The following is a 6659-nucleotide window of genomic DNA, read 5'->3' on the forward strand; positions in this document are numbered from 1 at the left end:
GTGGGGGCCTAGCGGGCGAGGACCAGTTCCGCGCGCAGACCGCCCAGGCTGTCCGATTCCGTCAGGCGCAGGACGCCACCGTGACTGCGGGCGATGTCCGACACGATGGCAAGGCCCAGGCCCACGCCAGTGCCAGTATCCTGATTTCGGGCAGGGTCGAGCCGGGTAAACGGGCGCACGGCCTCTTCGCGGCGATCGACTGGGATACCGGGGCCATCGTCATCGACGACAAAGCGGACCGCGCGGTCGGTCACATAAACCGAGATTTCGGCGCGGCTGCCATAGCGCAGCGCGTTGTTGCACAGATTGTCCAGCGCCCGGCGAATCGCCACCTCGCGCAGGGGGACGGGGGCATCGGGTCCCGACAGCGTGCCTAGAAACAGCTGTGCCCGCGCGCGCTGAAAATCACCGTGAATGTCGCGCACCAGTTGCTGCGGTGACACGCGGACCAGCGCATCGCCATGATCTGACCGGGCAAAATCGAGAAAAGCGTCAAGCTGGCGCTGCATGTCGTCGACATCTTGCAGCAGCGGTGCGGCGTCGTCCTCGTCCAGCAGGGACAGGCCCAGCCGCAAGCGCGTCAGCGGCGTGCGCAGATCGTGGCTGACGCCCGACAACATCATGGTGCGCGACTGGATCTGCCGTTCCAGACGATTGCGCATGTCGAGAAAGGCCATGCCCGCGGCGCGGACTTCGGTTGCGCCAGAAGGGTGGTAGTGGGTGATCCGGCCCTTGCCATAGTCGGTGGCGGCCACGGCCATCCGCTGGATCGGGCGCAGTTGGTTGCGCAGGAAAATAAAGGAGATCGCAGTCAGGATGACCCCCAGAACCACCATGATCACCAAGAGCTGATGGGGGTTGGACGCGGACACGCGCCTGCGGTTGACCTCGATCTGCATCGGGCCGTGGCGCGTGTCGATCCAGATCCGGACGAAATCCTTGTCGATCATCGAAATTGCGTCGATCTGCGGGATACGAAATCGCAGGCGGGCTGCGACCGCGTCGGCGGTGAAATCGCTCCATGTGCGGGCGCGGGTCTGGCCGGGAATTGCGGCAGGCCAGCTGACGGCCAGTTGCAACGGGTCAGCGATATCCGCGACCCTTGATCGGGCGGTATCGGCGTCCGGGGCCTGATTGGCTGTCTCGATCAGGAATTGCAGTTCGATGCTGACCGCGTCCGTCATCTGTTCGGTGACACCGTCGAAATGACGGTTGATGAACAGGATCGACACCCCCAGCTGAAGCAGCAGGATCGGCAGGATCAGGATCAGCAGCGCCCGGGTATAAAGGCCACGCGGTAGATAGGGTTTGAGCCATGCGAGGAACATGGCATTAACACTAGCGACGCGGCAGCATGGGGGAAAGCGATGAAAGAGTTCGATCCGATACCGGGCGAGGCCGTGCGCCTGGGGCCCGGCCTGCGGCGTGTTCTGGCCCCCAATCCGTCACCCATGACCTATCGCGGGACGAATACCTATCTGCTGGGTGACGCTGACCTCGTGGTGGTTGACCCCGGCCCGGATGACGCGGCGCATCTGGCGGCACTGACGGATGCCATCGGCGCAGCACAGGTCAGCCACATCCTTGTGACCCACGCGCATCTGGATCATTCGCCGCTGGCCGCACGTCTGGCCGCCCGGACGGGTGCGCCTGTGCTGGCCTATGGCCCCAGCGACGCAGGGCGCAGTGCCGTGATGCAGGATCTGATCGCGCAGGGCTATGCAGGTGGTGGCGAAGGGGTCGATACGCATTTTGCGCCCGATGTGACGGTTGGTGATGGTGCGATCATCGAAACACCGGCAGGCGCTGTTCATGTCCTGCACACGCCGGGGCACATGGGCAATCATATCTGCCTCAAGTGGGGGGATGCCGTTTTTTCCGGCGATCTGGTGATGGAATGGGCAACGTCGCTCGTGTCGCCGCCCGACGGCGATGTCAGCGATTTCATCGCGTCCTGCCGGCGGTTGCGGGCATGGGGCGGTGCGGTCCTGTATCCCGGACATGGGGCACCGGTGGACGATCCTGCGGCCCGGATCGACTGGTTGATCGCGCACCGGATGGAACGCCGCGCGGCCGTGCTGGGTGTCTTGTCCCATACACCGACCGGAATTTCGCAGATCACCGCCGCTGTCTATCGGGATGTGGACGAAGCGTTATGGCCAATCGCGGCCCGCAACGTCTTTGCGCAGTTGATTGAACTGGTCACGACTGGCGAGGCGGTCGCGCGCCCGGCCCTGTCGTTCGAGGCGGCGTTCAGCCGGATATGAAAAGCCCCGGCGCTGGGCCGGGGCTGATACCGTATTCAGGTGGTGGGGCAGACAGCGCCAGTGTCGATCCAGGCCTGCGTCAGATCACCAAAGATCGCCTGCGTGCCAGGTGCCGGTTCGCGGCCAACACCCGGTTCCCAGCCCCAACCCACAAGGCCGTCCTCGGCGTTGTGTTCGTGCAGGCCAGCCAGATCGAGGTTGCCGTTGCGGGCCGGGTCCTTGATCTGTTCGCAGATTTCGGTGGCTGATTTTCCGACCCATCCCATTTCGATGGGGGCCAGATGCCACGGCACGTGACCGGGAATTGATCCATCACCGCTGGTATAGGTGACGTTTTCCGCCCCGTGACAGGTGCTGCACCGCATGCCCGGCGCGCCCATGCCACCCACGCCGCGCACGACCGGGGGCTGGTGCGGCTGCATGTCATCGCCCTGCAAAGGCACATCGCCGACCGGGTGACAATTCAGGCAGCGCGGGTGTTCGATCACGACCATCAGCTCGTTGAACAGGGCGACCGACCGTTCCGATTCGTCGGCGATATCCGCAAATTCGTCGACGGTCCGCAGGCCGTTGACGGTTTCGGCACTGACCGGTGCCGCCCATGCAAGAGCTGCTATCAGGCCAAGGCGGGTGAGGGTTTTCATCATGGCTTACGCTCCGACGGATTTGGAAAAGGGCAGGGTGGTGACGTTCTCGCCCTTGAGCGCGCGCCATGCGTTCGCAAGTGCCGGGCCGATGGGCGGGGTGCCGGGTTCGCCCACACCCGTCGGATCGACCTCTGATGCGATGATGTCGACCATGACATTCGGCATCTCGTTGATGCGCAGCACGCGATAGGTGTCGAAATTGCTCTGCTCGACCATGCCACCTTCGGCCAGTGACAGTTCGTCATGCAGGATCGACGACAAACCGAACCCGATTCCGCCCTCGATCTGGGCGCGGATCACGTTTGGCGTCACGGCCACGCCGCAATCCACGGCGCACCAGACATTCGTCACCTTGGGAAAGCCGTCCTTGTCTTCGACTTCGACGATCTGCGCGGTATAGGTGCTGAAACTCTCGTGCAGCGCCACGCCGTAGCCCTTGCCGTTCTTGACTTTCTGGCCGTCCCAGCCGGCCATTTCGGCGACGCGTTCCAGCACGGCGCGGTCACGGGCCATGTCGGGGCGCAGCAGATCAAGGCGGCCCTGCACGGGGTCCTTGCCACCCAGTTCCAGCAGATGATCCAGGAACACTTCGGTCGCATAGGCGGTGTGAGTGTGACCCACGGACCGCCACCAGAGCACGGAAACCGGGCTTGCGGCGCGGATCCAGTCGACCTGCATGTCCGTCAGGTCATAGGGCATCTTGGTCGCGCCCTCGTACGAGGTCGGATCCAGCCCGTCCTGCATCATCGCCTCCATCGGGGTGCCTGCCATAATGGATTGGTTCACGACGGTGTTGTGCCATGCGGTGATATTGCCGTCGGCATCCAGACCACCGCGCAGGTGGTGCACGGTCATCGGGCGGTAGTAGCCGCCGTGCAGATCGTCCTCGCGGGTCCAGACCAGTTTCCAGGCCCCGTCACGGCCCGCAGCAGCGGCAATCGCGCCGACTTCTGCACCGATATGGGCGCTGGGCTGTGCGCGACGGCCAAATGACCCGCCGGCCAGCATCGTGACCATTGCCACCTTTGCGGGGTCCATCCCCAGCGCACCGGCCACCGACTGGTTGTCGAAACCGGGGAATTGCCAGCCGCCCCAGGCGGTGGCGCTGCCGTCCTTGACCTCGACCACCGCGTCGAGCGGTTCCAGCGGCGCATGGGCAAGATAGGGAAAGCGAAATTCCATCTCGACCGTCTGCGCTGCGTTTTCGAAGGCTGTGGCAACGTCGCCCGCAGATTCTGCAGTCTTGGCCGTATCGCTGCCGACCATGGCGGCGAAATCATCCATCATCTGCGCAGAGCTGCGTGTTTCAGCGGCAGAGGTGTCCCATTCGACGGACAGCATGGACCGCCCCTTGATCGCGGCTGCTGTCGATGTGGCATAGACCGCAACACCTTGCGGAATCTGGCGCACGGCAGTCACGCCGGGCACAGCGACCGCGTCGGTGTCATCATAGCTGGCGACGGTGCCACCCAGCATCGGCGGGTGGGCGACAACGACGGTTTCCATACCGTCGATGTCGATATCCATCGTGAACATCGCACTGCCGTTGGACTTTGACGGCGAATCGAGGCGGGGCAGGTCGGTGCCGATATAGACAAATTCCGACGCGGGCTTGAGCGGCGGATCCTCTGGCGGGGTCATCTCGGCGGCCTTGGCGGCCATCGGGCCAAAGGTCGAGGTTTTGTCGCCGTGGGCGATCACGCCCTTGGTAACGGTAATCTCGGATGCATCGACGCCCCATTCGGCAGCGGCAGCCTGCACCAGCATGGCACGGGCAGCGGCACCGGCCTTGCGCATCTGGGTATAGCTGTTGGCCAGACCTGTGGAACCGCCAGTGCCTTGCAGGCCGAAATAGAGGTTCTTGTATTTCTCGTTATCCAGAGGGGCCGCCTCGGCGCGCATCTGCGCCCAGTCGGCGTCCAGATCCTCGGCCACGAGGGTCGCAAGGCCGGTGTAGGCACCCTGACCGATTTCGACATGTTTGATCATGACGGTGACGGTGTCGTCGGCTGCCACCCGGATGAACGCATTAGGGGCAAAGCTGCCGCTGCCGTCAGCGGCAAAGGCATTCGCGGCACCTGATTGCGCCCGGCCTTTCATCGGCAGGGCGACCGCAATGGTCAGACCGGCGGCAGAGGCCAGAAACTGGCGGCGATTCTGATGGGTCATGTTCAGGTCTCCAACGCTTTGGCGGCATCTTTGATGCCTTGGCGGATGCGGACATAGGTGGCGCAGCGGCAGATGTTGCCGGCCATCGCGTTGTCGATGTCCTCGTCGGTGGGATTAGGAATCTCGTAAAGCAGGGCAGAGGCGCTGACGACCTGACCGGATTGGCACCAGCCACATTGCGGCACATCCAGTTTTGCCCACGCGGCCTGAACGGCCTCTGCCTCTGGGGTGTCGAGGCCCTCGATCGTGGTGATGTTGGCACCTTCGAGGGTGGATACGGGCGTGACACAGGACCGGCGCGTGGTGCCGTCGAGCATGACGGTGCAGGCACCGCATTGCGCGACGCCGCAGCCGAATTTGGTGCCGGTCAGTTTCAGCTCGTCCCGCAGAACCCACAGCAGTGGCGTATCGCCTGGCACGTCGACCGTGCGCTCTTCTCCATTAACAGTAAACGTGGTCATGCGATCTGTCCTTTCTCGCCAAGGTTTGGGTAAAGAGCTAACGCGACAGTGTTCAAAGTCCACGCAGGACCCTGCGGAAGGCCTACCGCAAAACGAAATCGCCGATGACGGGATAATGGTCCGATGGCCAGCGCCCGTCGAACTTGCGCCGCAGGACCTGGGGTTCCCCGATCAGGCTGACTGGGCCAGAGGCTGCCAGATGATCAATCGCCCCGAACAGGTTGATGCCGCGGTTCAGGTGGTAGGTCGATCCCGGCACGGGGGCAAAGGTAAAGCCCGCATCCTTGAAAATCTGCGCCGTTCGGAAACTGCGCAATGCGTTCAGATCGCCTGTCAGAACGACGCGTTCTCCTGCTGCCAGCCGCGGGGCCATGCGGTCGACGGTCAGTTCTGCCGACAACAGCCGGTTCGACCCGGAGCTGAACTCGAAATGGACGTTGTATATTGTAAGGGTCTTGCCGTCGTTGCGGTCACGTAGCTGGACCCAGCTGGCAAAGGCCGGATAGCTGCCGTTGAAGGTGCGCGAATAGATCACGTCCGGTGTGTCAGAAAAGAAGAACCACCCCTGGTCCAGCATCTCGAATCGTGCGGTGCGATAGAAGATCGGCTGGGTTGATGGAAACACCGCGGAATCACCGTTGGCACCCGCCGCATAGTCGGGGTTGTTTTGCAGCAGCCAATCACGGTGCAGATTGATGTTGTCGGTATCGCCGCGTCCAAAGCTTTCCATCTCCTGAAAGGCGACGATGTCGGCGTCGAGCGCCTTGAAGGCTTGATCTGCCGATTCCTTTCGATCTTCCCAGTCACCGACCGACCAGGTCCCGGTTGCCTGGTCCAATACGATGTAATGGACGTTGTGGGTCGCGATCCGCACGCTGCCGTGTGGTGGTGGCGTGATCTGCGATTTGGATTCGCCGCAAGCAAACAGGACTGTCAGGGCAATGAGGCAGAGAAAGGGGCGCATCTTTGGGCTCCTGTGGGATGCTGTCCAGAACGACGGTCTGCGACTTGGTGTTTTGAGAACCGTAACCACTAGATTTTGGGCAGTCTGAACTTTTTTGCGAAAAAATCGATATTTCTTGAAAAAGGTGCTTGCGGGTGTCGGCGTGTAACCG

At 62.8% G+C, this 6659-nt stretch carries 6 protein-coding genes; 1 reads left to right on the forward strand and 5 read right to left on the reverse strand.

Going from position 1 to position 6659, the window contains the following annotated elements; translation table 11 throughout:
• Positions 1 to 8: 8 nt before the first annotated feature.
• Positions 9 to 1328 carry an ATP-binding protein gene (locus tag LGQ03_RS16385; RefSeq protein WP_226749276.1) on the reverse strand — a complete coding sequence of 440 codons (1320 nt, stop codon included), beginning with the start codon at positions 1326 to 1328 and terminating at the stop codon, positions 9 to 11.
• Between the two features lie 39 nt (positions 1329 to 1367).
• On the opposite strand from LGQ03_RS16385, the gene LGQ03_RS16390 reads away from it, so the two are divergent.
• Entirely contained in the window at positions 1368 to 2267 is a 900-nt protein-coding gene (locus LGQ03_RS16390; protein ID WP_226749277.1) for an MBL fold metallo-hydrolase, read from the forward strand.
• 35 nt (positions 2268 to 2302) lie between these two features.
• On the opposite strand, the gene LGQ03_RS16395 is transcribed toward LGQ03_RS16390, so the two are convergent.
• The 4 genes from LGQ03_RS16395 to LGQ03_RS16410 all read right to left on the reverse strand — a co-directional run bounded on the left by LGQ03_RS16395 (position 2303) and on the right by LGQ03_RS16410 (position 6508).
• Entirely contained in the window at positions 2303 to 2911 is a 609-nt protein-coding gene (locus LGQ03_RS16395) for an Isoquinoline 1-oxidoreductase subunit (protein ID WP_226749281.1), read from the reverse strand.
• Positions 2912 to 2917: 6 nt separating this feature from the next.
• Positions 2918 to 5083 (reverse strand): xanthine dehydrogenase family protein molybdopterin-binding subunit, encoded by a 2166-nt coding sequence (locus tag LGQ03_RS16400; protein WP_226749278.1) that lies wholly within the window; start codon positions 5081 to 5083, stop codon positions 2918 to 2920.
• A 2-nt stretch (positions 5084 to 5085) separates the two neighbouring features.
• Entirely contained in the window at positions 5086 to 5544 is a 459-nt protein-coding gene (locus LGQ03_RS16405) for a (2Fe-2S)-binding protein (protein ID WP_056037298.1), read from the reverse strand.
• 82 nt (positions 5545 to 5626) lie between these two features.
• Complete coding sequence (locus tag LGQ03_RS16410; RefSeq protein WP_226749279.1) at positions 5627 to 6508, reverse strand: endonuclease/exonuclease/phosphatase family protein; 882 nt, start codon at positions 6506 to 6508, stop codon at positions 5627 to 5629.
• Between the last annotated feature and the right edge of the window lie 151 nt (positions 6509 to 6659).

The sequence above is a fragment of the Loktanella gaetbuli genome (assembly GCF_020531945.1).
GTDB lineage: Bacteria > Pseudomonadota > Alphaproteobacteria > Rhodobacterales > Rhodobacteraceae > Loktanella > Loktanella gaetbuli.

Excerpts from the sequence above, each read along its gene's own strand:
- LGQ03_RS16410 (WP_226749279.1), bottom strand. The coding sequence starts at position 6,508 with ATGCGCCCCTTTCTCTGCCTCATTGCCCTGACAGTCCTGTTTGCTTGC.
- LGQ03_RS16385 (WP_226749276.1), bottom strand. The coding sequence starts at position 1,328 with ATGTTCCTCGCATGGCTCAAACCCTATCTACCGCGTGGCCTTTATACC.
- LGQ03_RS16400 (WP_226749278.1), bottom strand. The coding sequence starts at position 5,083 with ATGACCCATCAGAATCGCCGCCAGTTTCTGGCCTCTGCCGCCGGTCTG.
- LGQ03_RS16405 (WP_056037298.1), bottom strand. The coding sequence starts at position 5,544 with ATGACCACGTTTACTGTTAATGGAGAAGAGCGCACGGTCGACGTGCCA.
- LGQ03_RS16390 (WP_226749277.1), top strand. The coding sequence starts at position 1,368 with ATGAAAGAGTTCGATCCGATACCGGGCGAGGCCGTGCGCCTGGGGCCC.
- LGQ03_RS16395 (WP_226749281.1), bottom strand. The coding sequence starts at position 2,911 with ATGAAAACCCTCACCCGCCTTGGCCTGATAGCAGCTCTTGCATGGGCG.